Annotated in this window: 18 protein-coding genes; 10 read left to right on the top strand and 8 right to left on the bottom strand. The window is 49.8% G+C overall.

The window, feature by feature from the left end:
- Positions 1 to 39: 39 nt before the first annotated feature.
- Entirely contained in the window at positions 40 to 492 is a 453-nt protein-coding gene (locus JTI85_RS03945; protein WP_003839618.1) for a YhcH/YjgK/YiaL family protein, read from the bottom strand.
- Positions 493 to 1,165: 673 nt separating this feature from the next.
- Between JTI85_RS03945 and arcA the strand changes: the two genes are divergently transcribed.
- The 5 genes from arcA (at position 1,166) to JTI85_RS03920 (ending at position 6,472) form a co-directional block, all read left to right on the top strand.
- The gene (gene arcA / locus JTI85_RS03940; protein WP_048212832.1) at positions 1,166 to 2,386 is read left to right on the top strand and encodes an arginine deiminase; all 1,221 of its coding nucleotides are present in this window, start codon (positions 1,166 to 1,168) and stop codon (positions 2,384 to 2,386) included.
- Between the two features lie 9 nt (positions 2,387 to 2,395).
- A complete protein-coding gene (gene arcC, locus JTI85_RS03935; RefSeq protein ID WP_048212833.1) occupies positions 2,396 to 3,328 on the top strand; it encodes a carbamate kinase in 933 nt (310 codons plus the stop codon).
- Between the two features lie 56 nt (positions 3,329 to 3,384).
- Complete coding sequence (gene argF, locus JTI85_RS03930; protein WP_219352131.1) at positions 3,385 to 4,389, top strand: ornithine carbamoyltransferase; 1,005 nt, start codon at positions 3,385 to 3,387, stop codon at positions 4,387 to 4,389.
- A gap of 55 nt (positions 4,390 to 4,444) precedes the next feature.
- A complete protein-coding gene (locus tag JTI85_RS03925; protein WP_048212835.1) occupies positions 4,445 to 5,848 on the top strand; it encodes a YfcC family protein in 1,404 nt (467 codons plus the stop codon).
- 144 nt (positions 5,849 to 5,992) lie between these two features.
- Positions 5,993 to 6,472 carry an arginine repressor gene (locus JTI85_RS03920; RefSeq protein ID WP_115601074.1) on the top strand — a complete coding sequence of 160 codons (480 nt, stop codon included), beginning with the start codon at positions 5,993 to 5,995 and terminating at the stop codon, positions 6,470 to 6,472.
- On the opposite strand, the gene JTI85_RS03915 is transcribed toward JTI85_RS03920, so the two are convergent.
- Positions 6,469 to 6,591: a hypothetical protein gene (locus tag JTI85_RS03915; protein WP_086523826.1), complete on the bottom strand. Its 123-nt coding sequence runs from the start codon at positions 6,589 to 6,591 to the stop codon at positions 6,469 to 6,471. The two genes, JTI85_RS03920 and JTI85_RS03915, sit on opposite strands and share 4 nt — an antisense overlap.
- Between JTI85_RS03915 and pyrL the strand changes: the two genes are divergently transcribed.
- From pyrL to ridA, 5 genes are all read left to right on the top strand, one after another.
- Complete coding sequence (gene pyrL / locus JTI85_RS03910; RefSeq protein ID WP_016155570.1) at positions 6,571 to 6,672, top strand: pyr operon leader peptide; 102 nt, start codon at positions 6,571 to 6,573, stop codon at positions 6,670 to 6,672. The genes JTI85_RS03915 and pyrL overlap by 21 nt on opposite strands.
- Positions 6,653 to 6,706, top strand: a complete 54-nt coding sequence (locus tag JTI85_RS21720) for a pyrBI operon leader peptide (RefSeq protein ID WP_106875647.1) — start codon at positions 6,653 to 6,655, stop codon at positions 6,704 to 6,706. The genes pyrL and JTI85_RS21720 overlap by 20 nt, the downstream gene beginning before the upstream one ends.
- Positions 6,707 to 6,708: 2 nt before the next feature.
- Positions 6,709 to 7,644, top strand: coding sequence for an aspartate carbamoyltransferase (gene pyrB / locus JTI85_RS03900; protein WP_061067131.1), 936 nt, complete (start codon positions 6,709 to 6,711; stop codon positions 7,642 to 7,644).
- 13 nt (positions 7,645 to 7,657) lie between these two features.
- Complete coding sequence (gene pyrI, locus JTI85_RS03895; RefSeq protein ID WP_003025816.1) at positions 7,658 to 8,119, top strand: aspartate carbamoyltransferase regulatory subunit; 462 nt, start codon at positions 7,658 to 7,660, stop codon at positions 8,117 to 8,119.
- A gap of 76 nt (positions 8,120 to 8,195) precedes the next feature.
- Positions 8,196 to 8,582 (top strand): 2-iminobutanoate/2-iminopropanoate deaminase, encoded by a 387-nt coding sequence (gene ridA / locus JTI85_RS03890; protein WP_000047544.1) that lies wholly within the window; start codon positions 8,196 to 8,198, stop codon positions 8,580 to 8,582.
- A gap of 34 nt (positions 8,583 to 8,616) precedes the next feature.
- Here ridA and JTI85_RS03885 read toward each other — a convergent pair whose 3' ends face one another.
- From JTI85_RS03885 to JTI85_RS03860, 6 genes are all read right to left on the bottom strand, one after another.
- Positions 8,617 to 8,985, bottom strand: coding sequence for a hypothetical protein (locus tag JTI85_RS03885; RefSeq protein ID WP_048212837.1), 369 nt, complete (start codon positions 8,983 to 8,985; stop codon positions 8,617 to 8,619).
- Complete coding sequence (locus tag JTI85_RS03880; RefSeq protein ID WP_071887313.1) at positions 8,982 to 9,401, bottom strand: hypothetical protein; 420 nt, start codon at positions 9,399 to 9,401, stop codon at positions 8,982 to 8,984. Before JTI85_RS03880 ends, JTI85_RS03885 begins: the two co-directional genes overlap by 4 nt.
- Positions 9,394 to 10,068 (bottom strand): hypothetical protein, encoded by a 675-nt coding sequence (locus tag JTI85_RS03875; RefSeq protein ID WP_255575094.1) that lies wholly within the window; start codon positions 10,066 to 10,068, stop codon positions 9,394 to 9,396. The genes JTI85_RS03880 and JTI85_RS03875 overlap by 8 nt, the downstream gene beginning before the upstream one ends.
- Positions 10,069 to 10,261: 193 nt before the next feature.
- Positions 10,262 to 11,548, bottom strand: coding sequence for a TRAP transporter large permease (locus tag JTI85_RS03870; RefSeq protein WP_061067130.1), 1,287 nt, complete (start codon positions 11,546 to 11,548; stop codon positions 10,262 to 10,264).
- A 30-nt stretch (positions 11,549 to 11,578) separates the two neighbouring features.
- On the bottom strand, positions 11,579 to 12,088 hold the full coding sequence (locus JTI85_RS03865) for a TRAP transporter small permease (RefSeq protein WP_200037302.1): 510 nt from the start codon (positions 12,086 to 12,088) through the stop codon (positions 11,579 to 11,581).
- 62 nt (positions 12,089 to 12,150) lie between these two features.
- Positions 12,151 to 13,128 carry a TRAP transporter substrate-binding protein gene (locus JTI85_RS03860; RefSeq protein ID WP_048212839.1) on the bottom strand — a complete coding sequence of 326 codons (978 nt, stop codon included), beginning with the start codon at positions 13,126 to 13,128 and terminating at the stop codon, positions 12,151 to 12,153.
- Positions 13,129 to 13,235 lie beyond the last annotated feature (107 nt).

Genomic DNA, 13,235 nt, shown 5'->3' with positions numbered 1-13,235 from the left:
GTAAGCCGGGTAAGGCGCAGCCGCCCCCGGCAAATACGCTTATGCCACTTGCATTTTCACCACGGCTTTGCGTACCAGCGCTGGAGCACCGACCGCGCACAGCGGTTTATGCACTTCACCCGGATAGAACACCACGAAATCACCTTCGTTCAGCACCACCGTTTTCTCCTGTACCCCTTCCGGCAGGAAGGCGATATCTTTATCCGCCAGCCAGTCAGTTTCCGGCGCGCCCGCAGGCTGCGTGCTGAAGGTCATTCCTTCCTGGCCTTTGAGCAGGATCTGAATATCCAGATAGCGGGCGTGATACTCGGCGCGGCGCTGTGCAAACGGCTCCGTCATATCTTCGGCAATCAGATAAAACAGGCGATCGCCGTCAATGTCGTGCTTACCTTTTTCCGTCGCATCCGTCACATGCGCTTTAATGTGTTCAATTGCCTGACGCAGCTCTTCCGGCAGCCAGGCATCCAGGTTGTGAATATTGCCGACAATCATCTCAAACCCCTTAATTAAAACAACGTTTCATTTTTGTTGTTATACGAAAAAACCGCCTGCCATACCACTGCTATTTGCTGATATTTTGCGTCAACGCATGTTTATCGCTGATGATGTTAAATAATTGCTAACTCTCAGCAACAGGTTATGCATAAACTCTGCATAAATTTCGGCCACCCTTTTTCAATCCAATCAGTAACCCACTGTTCTTAAAAACTTTGTTAGAAAAACCAGCCATCGATCACAGTTCACATCTCCTTCACTATCCTTCTTCATCATCATATTTATTTTGAAATAAGCATTACAGTGCAAATAATAAAATCATAAATTCGCATAATAATTCATTACACATAAAAAAGCACAAACAAATCAATACATTACTTATATTGCAGCACTTTTAAACATGTACATAAAATTAACACCGATAAATAACAAGACATATTCCCGCGTAGTAATTCAATTATTCGCATTTTTATTTTGTTAATTCTCAGAGCCATCTCATAAATTAAACAACAAAAGCCAACCATCGACCTGACTGTGAAATAAATCACATTTCCTCATCAAATAAGATCTAAATATAGATTCTGAAATCAGCTGAAAAATCATGGCTGCAATAAATATTATTTGCAGGCACCTCCTCTTTATTTTTTAAAATCGTATTAAAGGAATAATGATGGAAAAGCATTATGTCGGGTCTGAAATCGGTCAATTACGTAGCGTAATGCTACATCGCCCTAACCTCAGCTTAAAAAGGCTGACGCCATCAAATTGTCAGGAACTGCTTTTTGATGATGTTCTTTCGGTAGAACGTGCAGGAGAAGAACATGACATTTTCGCCAACACGTTACGTCAGCAAGGGATTGAGGTTCTGTTACTCACTGATTTATTGACACAAACCTTAGATGTCCCGGATGCCAAAGGCTGGCTGCTGGAGACACAAATCTCTGATTATCGCCTTGGCCCCGCTTTCGCTACCGATATTCGCGCATGGCTTGCAGATATGCAGCACCGGGAACTCGCCCGGCATTTAAGCGGCGGGCTAACCTACGGGGAAATTCCTGCCTCCATCAAAAATATGGTGGTCGATACTCACGATATTAATGACTTTATTATGAAGCCATTACCCAACCACCTATTTACTCGCGATACCTCCTGTTGGATATATAACGGTGTATCCATTAACCCGATGGCAAAAACCGCACGCCAGCGGGAAACCAATAACCTGCGAGCAATTTACCGTTGGCATCCACAATTTGCCGATGGTGAATTTATTAAATATTTCGGCGATGAAAATATTAATTACGACCACGCCACATTAGAAGGTGGCGATGTGCTGGTGATTGGTCGCGGCGCGGTACTCATCGGTATGTCGGAACGCACCACGCCGCAGGGCATTGAATTCCTTGCCCAGTCGCTGTTTAAGCATCGCCAGGCTGAACGCGTCATCGCGGTTGAACTGCCGAAACATCGCTCCTGTATGCACCTCGATACCGTTATGACCCACATCGATATCGATACCTTCTCCGTCTACCCGGAAGTGGTACGCCCGGATGTCCAGTGCTGGACCCTGACGCCAGACGGGCGCGGCGGCCTGAAACGCACCCAGGAAAGCACGCTGGTACACGCCCTCGAAAAAGCGCTGGGCCTCGACCAAATCACGCTGATCACCACCGGTGGCGACGCCTTCGAAGCTGAACGCGAACAGTGGAACGACGCCAACAACGTCCTGACGCTGCGCCCCGGCGTGGTGGTGGGTTACGAGCGCAACATCTGGACCAACGAAAAATACGACAAAGCCGGTATCACCGTTTTACCCATTCCTGGCGACGAACTGGGACGCGGACGCGGCGGCGCGCGCTGCATGAGCTGCCCACTGGAACGCGACGGTATTTAAGGAGACGTTATGGAAAACAAACCTACTCTGGTTGTGGCGTTGGGCGGCAATGCGCTGCTCAAACGCGGTGAACCGCTGGAAGCTGACATCCAGCGCAAGAATATTGAGCTGGCGGCAAAAACTATCGCTCAGCTTACGCAGCAATGGCGCGTGATTCTTGTGCATGGCAATGGCCCACAGGTTGGACTTTTGGCGTTACAGAACAGCGCTTATGACCGCGTTACCCCTTATCCGCTCGACATTCTCGGTGCGGAAAGTCAGGGAATGATTGGCTATATGCTGCAACAAGCGCTGAAAAACCAGCTGCCGCAACGTGAAATTAGCGTCCTGCTGACTCAGGTTGAAGTCGATGCCCACGATCCAGCCTTCAGTAATCCGACCAAATATATCGGACCGATTTACGACAACGATCAGGCTAAAACGCTACACGCGGAAAAGGGCTGGATTTTCAAAGCCGATGGTAAAGCGTTCCGTCGCGTTGTGCCCTCTCCACAACCCAAACGTATCGTTGAAAGTGATGCTATTCGCACATTGATCGCCCGCGATCATCTGGTGATTTGCAACGGCGGTGGCGGCGTACCGGTGGTGGAAAAAGCCGATGGCTTCCACGGCATTGAAGCAGTGATCGACAAGGATCTCTCCGCCGCCCTGCTCGCCCGCCAACTCCATGCCGATGCGTTGTTGATCCTCACCGATGCTGACGCCGTGTACCTCGACTGGGGCAAACCTACCCAGCGCCCGCTGGCCCAGGTCACCCCGGAACTGCTCGGTGAAATGCAATTCGACGCCGGTTCAATGGGCCCCAAAGTCACCGCCTGCGCGGAATTCGTCTCTCACTGTCGGGGGATTGCTGGCATCGGTTCACTGGCCGACGGTCCGGCCATTCTCGCCGGCGACAAAGGCACGCTCATTCGTCTCGAAACCACCGACGCTCACGCTTAGGGCTTTTTTTGCCGGATGGCGGCTGCGCCTTATCCGGCCTACATAAGGACATTTTCATGACTGTTAACCTGAAAAATCGCAATTTTCTCAAACTGCTGGACTACACCCCTGCAGAAATCCAGTACCTGATCGATCTGGCTATCGAATTAAAAACGGCAAAAAAAGCCGGGTGCGAAAGGCAAACGCTGGTCGGTAAAAATATCGCGCTGATCTTCGAAAAAACCTCCACTCGCACCCGCTGCGCCTTTGAAGTCGGCGCTTTCGATCAGGGCGCACAGGTCACCTACCTCGGCCCAAGCGGCTCGCAGATCGGCCATAAAGAGTCGATGAAAGATACCGCCCGCGTGCTAGGCCGCATGTATGACGGCATCGAATACCGCGGCTACGGCCAGGAGATCGTGGAAGAACTGGGACAATTCGCCGGTGTGCCGGTCTGGAACGGGCTAACAAATGAATTTCACCCCACCCAGATCCTCGCGGATCTGATGACCATGCTGGAACACGCGCCGGGTAAAACCTTGCCGGAGCTGAGCTTCGCTTACCTCGGTGACGCCCGCAACAACATGGGTAATTCGCTGATGGTCGGCGCGGCGAAAATGGGGATGGATATTCGTCTGGTCGCGCCAAAGTCCTTCTGGCCGGACGAGGCGCTGGTTGCCGAATGCCGCGAAATCGCCAGCGTAACGGGCGCACGCATTACGCTCACGGACGATGTTGCGGAAGGGGTATACGACGTAGATTTCCTCTATACCGATGTCTGGGTTTCGATGGGCGAACCTAAAGAAGCGTGGGCAGAACGCGTCAGCCTGATGACGCCCTACCAGATTAATCAGCAGGTCATCAATGCGACCGGCAATCCCAATGTGAAATTCATGCACTGCCTGCCCGCCTTTCATAATGAGCACACCAAAGTGGGCCGTGAAATCGAAGCGGCTTACGGTCTGAAAGGACTTGAAGTCACGGAAGAGGTATTCGAGTCAGCGCATTCCATCGTCTTCGACGAAGCGGAAAACCGGATGCATACCATTAAAGCGGTCATGGTAGCGACACTCGGCGACTAACCCCTGCGGGCATGTGTCGCCTGGCGGCATATGCCCAAGCTATCCGGAGAACATCATGGGCAAATTCAAATTTCCCAGCGCGTATACCATCCTGTTTATTCTCATTGCACTCGTCGCCGTTATGACCTGGATTGTCCCGGCAGGGAAATACCAGATGGCGATGAATGCTACCCTCGGCAAAGAAGTGCCGGTTGCCGGTACTTATGCCCCGACCGAGGCGCATCCACAAGGCATAACCGCTGTCCTGCTGGCACCGATTGACGGGCTTTATAACCACGAAACCTACACCGCAGGCGCAATTGATGTCGCGCTGTTTGTCCTGATCATCGGTGGGTTTCTCGGCGTGGTAAACAAAACGGGCGCCATCGACGCAGGCATCGAACGCGTGACGGTCAGGCTGAACGGCAAAGAAGAGTGGATGATCCCCATTCTGATGGGGCTTTTCGCCGCCGGAGGCACGATTTACGGCATGGCGGAAGAATCACTCCCTTTCTACACCTTATTAGTTCCGGTCATGATGGCCGCGCGCTTTGATCCACTGGTTGCGGCGGCGACCGTGCTACTCGGCGCAGGCATCGGCACGCTCGGTTCGACAATCAACCCTTTCGCGACGGTTATCGCCGCTAACGCCGCCGGGATCCCCTTCACCCAGGGAATGTTGATGCGCATTCTGCTGCTGGTCGTCGGCTATGTTATCTGCGTAGTGTGGGTCATGCGTTATGCGCGCAAAGTCCGCAATCACCCGGAGTTGTCGATTGTGGCGGATAAAATGGAGGAAAACCGCGCGCATTTTCTCGGCAATCGCGGCAATGCCAATCTTGAATTCACGGCCACGCGTAAGTGGATCCTGCTGATATTCGCCGCCGCCTTTGCGGTAATGATTTATGGCGTCGCGGTACTCGGATGGTGGATGGCAGAAATATCCGCAGTCTTTCTGGCTTCTGCGATTATCGTCGGCGTGATTGCCCGCATGAGTGAAGAAGCCTTCACCAGTACCTTCATTGACGGTGCGCGGGATCTGCTCGGCGTGGCGCTGATTATCGGCATTGCGCGCGGTATCGTCGTGGTGATGGATAACGGTATGATTACCCACACCATTCTGCACAGCGCCGAAAATTTAGTCTCCGGTCTTTCCACTACCATTTTCATCAATGTGACCTACTGGCTGGAAGTATTGCTCTCCTTCCTGGTCCCTTCCTCGTCTGGTCTGGCGGTGCTCACGATGCCCATTATGGCCCCGCTGGCCGACTTCGCCCACGTGCAAAGGGATCTGGTCGTTACTGCGTACCAATCCGCTTCTGGCATTGTGAATCTGATCACCCCCACTTCAGCCGTCGTGATGGGCGGGTTGGCTATCGCTCGCGTTCCTTATGTGCGCTACCTGAAATGGGTCGCCCCGCTGCTGCTGATTCTGACGGTGCTGAACATGGTCGTCCTGAGTATCGGCGCAATGCTGTAGCCGTTTTGGCCGTCGGCTCCCGACGGCTTTTTTGAGCGTGCTCTCGTTTTTCTGCACAACCGCCCGTTTGAGCCGTTATTGATATAGCAAATGTGGTGAATTTCGCCATCGCATTGATACAAATAATAAATTTAGGGTGTTTTTATGAAGGAATTCGATGATTACTCGACCAAAGAACAGAAACAGCTGGCGATTTGTCAGCGCCTGATTACTGAAAAAAGCTACCTGTCCCAGGAAGCGCTTCGCCGCGATCTACAACAGCATGGTTTTACCGGGATTAGCCAGTCAACGGTATCTCGTCTGCTAAAGCTGCTCGGGGCGATAAAAATAAGAAATACAAAAGGGCAAAAAATTTATTCTGTAAATCCGCAATCGCGACCCGCTCCTGATGCTGCCCGATCGATTGCTGAAATGGTGGTCAGCGTGGAACACAATAGCGAGTTTATCCTCATTCATACTGCAGCAGGTTATGGCCGTGCCGTTGCCAGAATCCTCGATTATCACGCGTTGCCAGAAGTTCTCGGCGTGATTGCCGGTAGCAGTATTGTCTGGGTTGCGCCGCGAGTCGTGCAGCGAACGGGGCTGGTGCACAAGCAGATTAACTATCTATTTAAAATGAATTAAAATTCATAAGAACCGTTTGCGATGAATAAATCGTGCATTTTTCGCTTGATCCCATAACGGAGCTGAGTATAATCGCGGACAATTTGCCGGGAGGATGTATGGTTCAGTGTGTACGACATTTTGTCTTACCGCGTCTGAAAAAGGACGCTGGCCTGCCGTTTTTCTTTCCGTTGATCATCCATTCCGAGCCCCTCAATTGAGGGGCTTTTTTTTTGCCCAGGCGTCAGGAGATAAACATGGCTAACCCGCTCTATCAAAAACACATCATTTCCATAAACGACCTCAGCCGCGACGACCTCAATCTGGTCCTCGCGACGGCGGCGAAATTAAAAGCCAACCCGCAGCCGGAGCTGTTAAAGCATAAGGTCATCGCCAGCTGCTTCTTTGAGGCGTCAACCCGCACCCGTTTATCCTTTGAAACCTCGATGCACCGCCTGGGCGCCAGCGTGGTAGGTTTCTCTGACAGCAGCAACACGTCGCTTGGCAAAAAAGGCGAAACGCTGGCCGACACCATTTCCGTCATCAGCACTTATGTCGACGCCATCGTGATGCGTCACCCGCAGGAAGGTGCTGCGCGTCTGGCAACGGAGTTCTCCGGTAACGTTCCGGTACTGAACGCCGGCGACGGCTCCAACCAACACCCGACCCAAACGCTGCTGGATCTGTTTACCATTCAGGAAACGCAGGGTCGGCTGGACAATCTGCACATCGCCATGGTGGGCGACCTGAAATATGGCCGCACCGTCCACTCCCTGACCCAGGCGCTGGCGAAGTTTGAAGGTAACCGCTTCTACTTTATCGCCCCGGACGCGCTGGCCATGCCGCAATACATTCTGGATATGCTGAATGAAAAAGGTATTGCCTGGAGCCTGCATGGCACTATCGAAGAGGTGATGGCGGAGGTCGATATCCTCTACATGACCCGCGTACAAAAAGAGCGTCTGGACCCGTCCGAATACGCCAACGTGAAAGCACAGTTTGTTCTGCGCGCCAGCGATCTGGCGGGAGCCAAAGAGAACATGAAGGTGCTGCATCCGCTGCCGCGCATCGATGAGATCACCACCGATGTCGATAAGACGCCGCACGCCTGGTATTTCCAGCAGGCTGGCAACGGCATCTTCGCCCGCCAGGCGTTACTGGCACTGGTACTGAATAGCGAACTGGCACTGTAAGGGAGAAAAAGAGATGACACACGATAACAAACTGCAGGTTGAAGCCATCAAACGTGGCACCGTGATTGACCATATCCCCGCACAGGTTGGTTTTAAGCTGCTGACGCTGTTCAAACTGACCGAAACCGACCAGCGCATCACTATCGGACTGAACCTGCCGTCTGGCGAGATGGGCCGTAAAGACCTGATTAAAATCGAAAATACCTTCCTGACCGACGAGCAGGTCAACCAGCTCTCCCTGTACGCTCCGCAGGCAACGGTAAACCGCATTGACGATTATGATGTGGTGGGTAAATCACGCCCCAGCCTGCCGGAGCGCATCGACAACGTGCTGGTGTGCCCGAACAGCAACTGTATCAGCCATGCTGAGCCGGTTTCCTCCAGTTTTGCAGTGAAAAAGCGCGCCGATGACATCGCACTCAAATGCAAATACTGTGAAAAAGAGTTTTCGCATTATGTGGTGCTGGCCAACTAATTAGGGTTGGTTATGAAATCCCGGCTCCCTATAATGAGCGGGAACATTCTATTACCGCTGTAATTCAGGAGAAATCATGAGCAAGACTATCGCGACGGAAAATGCACCAGCAGCAATCGGCCCATACGTTCAGGGTGTTGACCTGGGTAGCATGGTAATCACTTCCGGTCAGATCCCGGTCGATCCGAAAACCGGTGCCGTAGCGGAAGACGTGTCCGCTCAGGCGCGTCAGTCGCTGGAAAACGTAAAAGCTATCGTAGAAGCTGCAGGCCTGAAAGTGGGCGATATCGTAAAAACGACCGTTTTCGTTAAAGACCTGAACGATTTTGCCACCGTCAACGCGACCTACGAAGCGTTCTTCACCGAGCACAACGCGACCTTCCCGGCACGCTCTTGCGTGGAAGTGGCCCGTCTGCCGAAAGACGTGAAAATCGAGATTGAAGCGATCGCCGTTCGTCGCTAAGTCTTATTAGAGAGCCCTGCTCTGGCAGGGTTCCTTAAGTATTGCAGCCTATAACTGAAAAAATCAATTCTCTTCCATTATTCTTTAAGGTGATGGTTTCATTTTCGATTATCCCCACACCCCAATTATATAATTCCATTTCCCCTTTTTGCTGTGATTCTATATTCTCTGAGAAACAGGTTTGTCCTAAAACCCAGTTCAACCTTGAACTATAAATATTAATTTTAAGATCATCATCACTATCATTCTTCATCTTTTCCAATGTATAAACTACCTTATTGTGAATTTTAAAACCAACAATGTTGTTATATCTTTCAACTGAATTAATAGAAAAAATACAGATAAACATTATAATTAGTAAAAAAAATATTTTTATAGTAGCTCGTCTTATAAAAGTCTTCATTGGCCATGTCTCCATAAAAAAGAATAACCAGATGAACCAATGAGCGCTTTATTTTTTCCCTGACACTTAATTACCCCCCATTTCTCTGCGACCAAGGATATATCATTTTCATGTGCAATTTTACGGTAAACGTACCGATAAGGCTGAAATGGATCGTGTAGAGGAGTGTTCATTTCCCTTACAATAATATTCCCAGACGATTTCTCCAAATAAACATATAAACCATGCCAGGATAAATTCTTTGCATAGTGGGTATTTGAATCATCGTTACGGCACCATTGTACAACCAGAAGATAGTGACTTTCACGTACTGGTAACCAGCAAACCGAAATAATATACAGCATATAACAAAAGGCACAAACTAAAGCGAAAGTAAGTATTTTTTCTATGTAAAATAAAGTGCCATGCTCAGTCATGCCATTTTACCTCTGACTCAATGGCACCAAAAATATTGTACTCTCTGGCCAGACACTCCTGATGAAACCTCCCCATAAAAGTATCATTCACAGGAACGATACTACCTAAACGAACTCCAGAATTTGCGACACTAACATTCCAGTTATACCTGTCAAAAAACTTAAACTGAAATGTCAAATTATAACTACATAGTCTACTACCATTGCTCATTGTATTTTTATACTTATCTTCGGTAATTTGCACTCGACCTTTGCCCCAGTATTGATAACCTCCTATAGCATAAAACAAGTCTGGATCGCTAGAAATAAAATCATCAGTATTAACATGCGCAGAAGTAAACTCATGCTGACCTGGCGGTAATGTTTTACAAAAACTCTTTGCTGCATCCAATAATTGCACATAATTATCCCTTAACTGGGCTGATTTTCCTATCATATCAGTTAAGTTAATATGTATGTCTTCACCCGTATTTTGCAAATAATGCAGTAAATTTTCTCGTGCAAAAGGATAGCGATACTTTAAATATAAGCTCCCATCAATCAATTGCTCCAGGTAATATTTATAATAATAAAATTGATCTGAAAAATGCCCCGCACTGCACCATTCACCACTTCCAACATCAATACTATATTCAGGTTCCTCTCTCCCCAATATATAAGCGTTCATAATGCCTCCTGAGAATAATTAACATGACAAGATGTTAACATTTATAATCTAGCGTATTCTGTTGGAAGACACTGGCAATGCCATAATTCAGAAAATATTTAGCTGCATTGTGTGAAACACAAAAAAAAAGGGGCATGGAAGCCCGGAATGAATTTAGGTAGGCCCGGTAAGCGCGAGCGCCACCGGGCATTTATCACATCACGCCAAACAGTTTCGGCAAGAACAGCGAAATCGCCGGAATGTACGTCACCAGCATCAGCACCAGGAACAGCACGAGGTAGAACGGCAGCATCGCCTTCACCACCTGCTCTATTTTCTGCTTACTCACCGCACTGGCCACAAACAGCACTGACCCTACCGGCGGCGTAATCAGACCGATCCCTAAGTTCACCAGCATGATCATGCCAAAATGGACCGAATCAATGCCGAGCGCGTTGGTCACCGGCAGCAGAACCGGCGTCAAAATCAGGATCAGCGGCGCCATATCCATCAGCGTACCGATCAGCAACAGCATGATGTTAATGCACATCAGAATGACGTATTTGTTGTCCGAAATACTGGTGAAGGCTTCAGTGATACGCATCGGCAACTGCATATAAGTCATGACGGCGCCGAACGCAGCGGCAAAGCCTATCAGGATCATGACGATCGTGACCGTTTTCACCGTGCGGAACATCAGCTTTGGCAGCTCAGACCATTTATAGTCACGATAGATAAACATGGTGACAAAGAAGGCCCACAGACAGGCAATTGCCGCTGATTCCGTCGCGGTAAAGATACCTGACAGGATACCGCCCATGATGATCACAACCGTCATCAGGCCCCACAGCGTATCGACGAAAATCTTCAGCGCCTGGCGAAACGGCACGCGTTCCCCTTTTGGGTAACCGCGTTTGTGCGCAAACGCCACACACATTACCATCAGACTGAAACTTAACAGCAGGCCCGGCAGGATCCCGGCGATGAATAGCGCGGCAATCGACACCGTGCCGCCGGTTGCCAGCGAGTAAATAACCGAGTTATGGCTGGGCGGTGTGAGGATCGCCTGCACCGAGCCGCTGGCAGTAACCGCCGCGGCAAAATCGCGCGGGTAGCCTTTTTTATCCATCTCCGGGATCATCACCGAACCAATGGATGCGGTATCAGCTACAGACGATCCAGAAATTGCGCCAAAAAAGGTCGATGCCACAATGTTTACCAGCGACAGCCCTCCGCGAATAAAGCCAACAAAAATATAGGCAAAGTTCACCAGCCGCCGCGCGATTCCCCCTTCGGCCATAATAGCTCCGGCCAGAATAAAGAACGGGATCGCCAGCAGCGAAAACTTATTCACCCCACTGGTCAGTTGGATCATCACCGCTTCCAGTGGGATATCAATGTACCAGGCCCCAATGATGGCGCTAATCCCTACCGCGTACGCTACCGGTACCCCAATCGCCAGCATAATGCCGAGCGTAAAGACGAGAATAAATGCATCCATCTGCTTTCCTTTCTGAAATGGGGGCGGTAACTAGCTGGTCGAACCCAGCATGACAACGGGACGTTGGTACTGCGGACCACGGAAAATCTTTTCCGCGATAAATAGCAGCGTTATGGCAGAGCCAATCGGCAATGGGAGGTAGTTTTGCCCGGCGCTTAAAAGCGGGAATTCCGCCACGGGCTGGTCCCACAGTTCAAGACAGAGATTGGTTCCGTACCAGAGGATAAACAGGCTTATCGCCACCAGCATAACGTCTGCGATTATCGAGCAATAACGACGGGAAGCATCACCCAGACGATCAGTCACCATGCTCACTGCGATATGCGAACCTGCGCGATAGCTCACCGCCGCACCAATAAAGGTGAATGTCACCATACAGAGAATGGCGACGGGCTCAGGCCATGACAGAGCGTTATTCAGAACATAACGTGCGAATATGCCAATAGGGATAATGGCAACCATGACTAATAATGAGATACCGGCAATCCACATTGATACCCGATAAAGAAAATCCATTACCGATGAATAGCATTCACCCATAATCATCACCTCGAATTAATCAAAAGATTCAGGCGGAGGGTTGATATCCTCCACCTGATGAATTACTTCACATCCTGAATCCGTTTGATCAAATCCTGGTGGTCTTTACCGTAATTATCCCGCACTGACTGCGTGGCTTTATAGAAATAGTCCGTATCAATATCGTGGAACTGAACGCCATTGGCTTTCATGGTCTCCAGCGATTTCGCATTATAATCCTGCCAAAGTTTGCGTTGCTCTACCTGGGCTTCTTTAGCGAGCTTAATAATGAGATCCTGGTCTTCTTTTTTCAACTTATCCCATTTAGCTTTCGAGAACAGAAAAAGCTCAGGAATAATAAAATGTTTGCTCCAGGTATAGTTTTTCACGACCGGCAAATAGTTATGCGCAACAAACGTTGGCGGATTATTCTCCGTACCATCAATAACGCCGGTCTGCATGCCGCTAAAGACTTCACTGACGCCCATCACAACGGAGTTAGCGCCCATCGCTTTCAGGGTATCCAGCGCTATCGGACTCCCTTGAACACGGATTTTCATGCCGTGTAAATCTTCCGGTTTCACCACCGGATTTTTGGTGATCAGGTTGCGCGTTCCGGCATCCATCCAGCCGAGGAACACCAGCCGCGATTTGGTGTTTGCCGTCAGGCGGTCGCCAATCTCCTGACCAATCATGCCGTCGAGAACCTTATGCAGATGGTCTTCATCACGAAAGATATACGGCAGGGTAAAGACGTTAATTTCAGGGAGAATGGCGGCAACCGGCGTCATTGAAACGCGAATAATATCGATAGCGCCTAATTGCGCCTGTTCAATCATCTGTTTTTCGTCACCTAACACGCCACCGGGAAAGGTTTTAATCTCCAGACGACCGTCGGTGGCGGCACTCAGTTTTTCCCCCATATGTTTGACGGCGACAACGTTCGGGTAATCAGCCGGATGCACATCTGCGGCGCGAAAGGTTTGTGCCAGCGTTGCATGACTCGCCAGTAATACCGACGCGCCAATACACAGACTTAACAGGTTTTTTGTCAGTTTCATTTGTCCTTCTCCAGAAGTTCATAATATCCATTAACAGGAATAGCTTGCAGAGCAAATGACTGCCGGAATTAAAAATGGGCAGCGTGAAACTTTCTTAACGATGTTAC

Source organism: Citrobacter sp. Colony219, from assembly GCF_019382635.1.
GTDB classification, from domain to species: Bacteria; Pseudomonadota; Gammaproteobacteria; order Enterobacterales; family Enterobacteriaceae; genus Citrobacter; species Citrobacter youngae.
This window is presented reverse-complemented; position numbering and strand designations above follow the sequence as displayed.

Coding starts and splice junctions, on each gene's coding strand:
- argF (WP_219352131.1), top strand. CDS start 3,385: ATGACTGTTAACCTGAAAAATCGCAATTTTCTCAAACTGCTGGACTAC.
- JTI85_RS03885 (WP_048212837.1), bottom strand. CDS start 8,985: ATGAAGACTTTTATAAGACGAGCTACTATAAAAATATTTTTTTTACTA.
- JTI85_RS03875 (WP_255575094.1), bottom strand. CDS start 10,068: ATGAACGCTTATATATTGGGGAGAGAGGAACCTGAATATAGTATTGAT.
- JTI85_RS03865 (WP_200037302.1), bottom strand. CDS start 12,088: ATGGGTGAATGCTATTCATCGGTAATGGATTTTCTTTATCGGGTATCA.
- JTI85_RS03860 (WP_048212839.1), bottom strand. CDS start 13,128: ATGAAACTGACAAAAAACCTGTTAAGTCTGTGTATTGGCGCGTCGGTA.
- JTI85_RS03920 (WP_115601074.1), top strand. CDS start 5,993: ATGAAGGAATTCGATGATTACTCGACCAAAGAACAGAAACAGCTGGCG.
- pyrB (WP_061067131.1), top strand. CDS start 6,709: ATGGCTAACCCGCTCTATCAAAAACACATCATTTCCATAAACGACCTC.
- pyrI (WP_003025816.1), top strand. CDS start 7,658: ATGACACACGATAACAAACTGCAGGTTGAAGCCATCAAACGTGGCACC.
- JTI85_RS03880 (WP_071887313.1), bottom strand. CDS start 9,401: ATGACTGAGCATGGCACTTTATTTTACATAGAAAAAATACTTACTTTC.
- JTI85_RS03870 (WP_061067130.1), bottom strand. CDS start 11,548: ATGGATGCATTTATTCTCGTCTTTACGCTCGGCATTATGCTGGCGATT.
- pyrL (WP_016155570.1), top strand. CDS start 6,571: ATGGTTCAGTGTGTACGACATTTTGTCTTACCGCGTCTGAAAAAGGAC.
- arcA (WP_048212832.1), top strand. CDS start 1,166: ATGGAAAAGCATTATGTCGGGTCTGAAATCGGTCAATTACGTAGCGTA.
- JTI85_RS03925 (WP_048212835.1), top strand. CDS start 4,445: ATGGGCAAATTCAAATTTCCCAGCGCGTATACCATCCTGTTTATTCTC.
- JTI85_RS03945 (WP_003839618.1), bottom strand. CDS start 492: ATGATTGTCGGCAATATTCACAACCTGGATGCCTGGCTGCCGGAAGAG.
- ridA (WP_000047544.1), top strand. CDS start 8,196: ATGAGCAAGACTATCGCGACGGAAAATGCACCAGCAGCAATCGGCCCA.
- arcC (WP_048212833.1), top strand. CDS start 2,396: ATGGAAAACAAACCTACTCTGGTTGTGGCGTTGGGCGGCAATGCGCTG.
- JTI85_RS03915 (WP_086523826.1), bottom strand. CDS start 6,591: ATGTCGTACACACTGAACCATACATCCTCCCGGCAAATTGTCCGCGAT.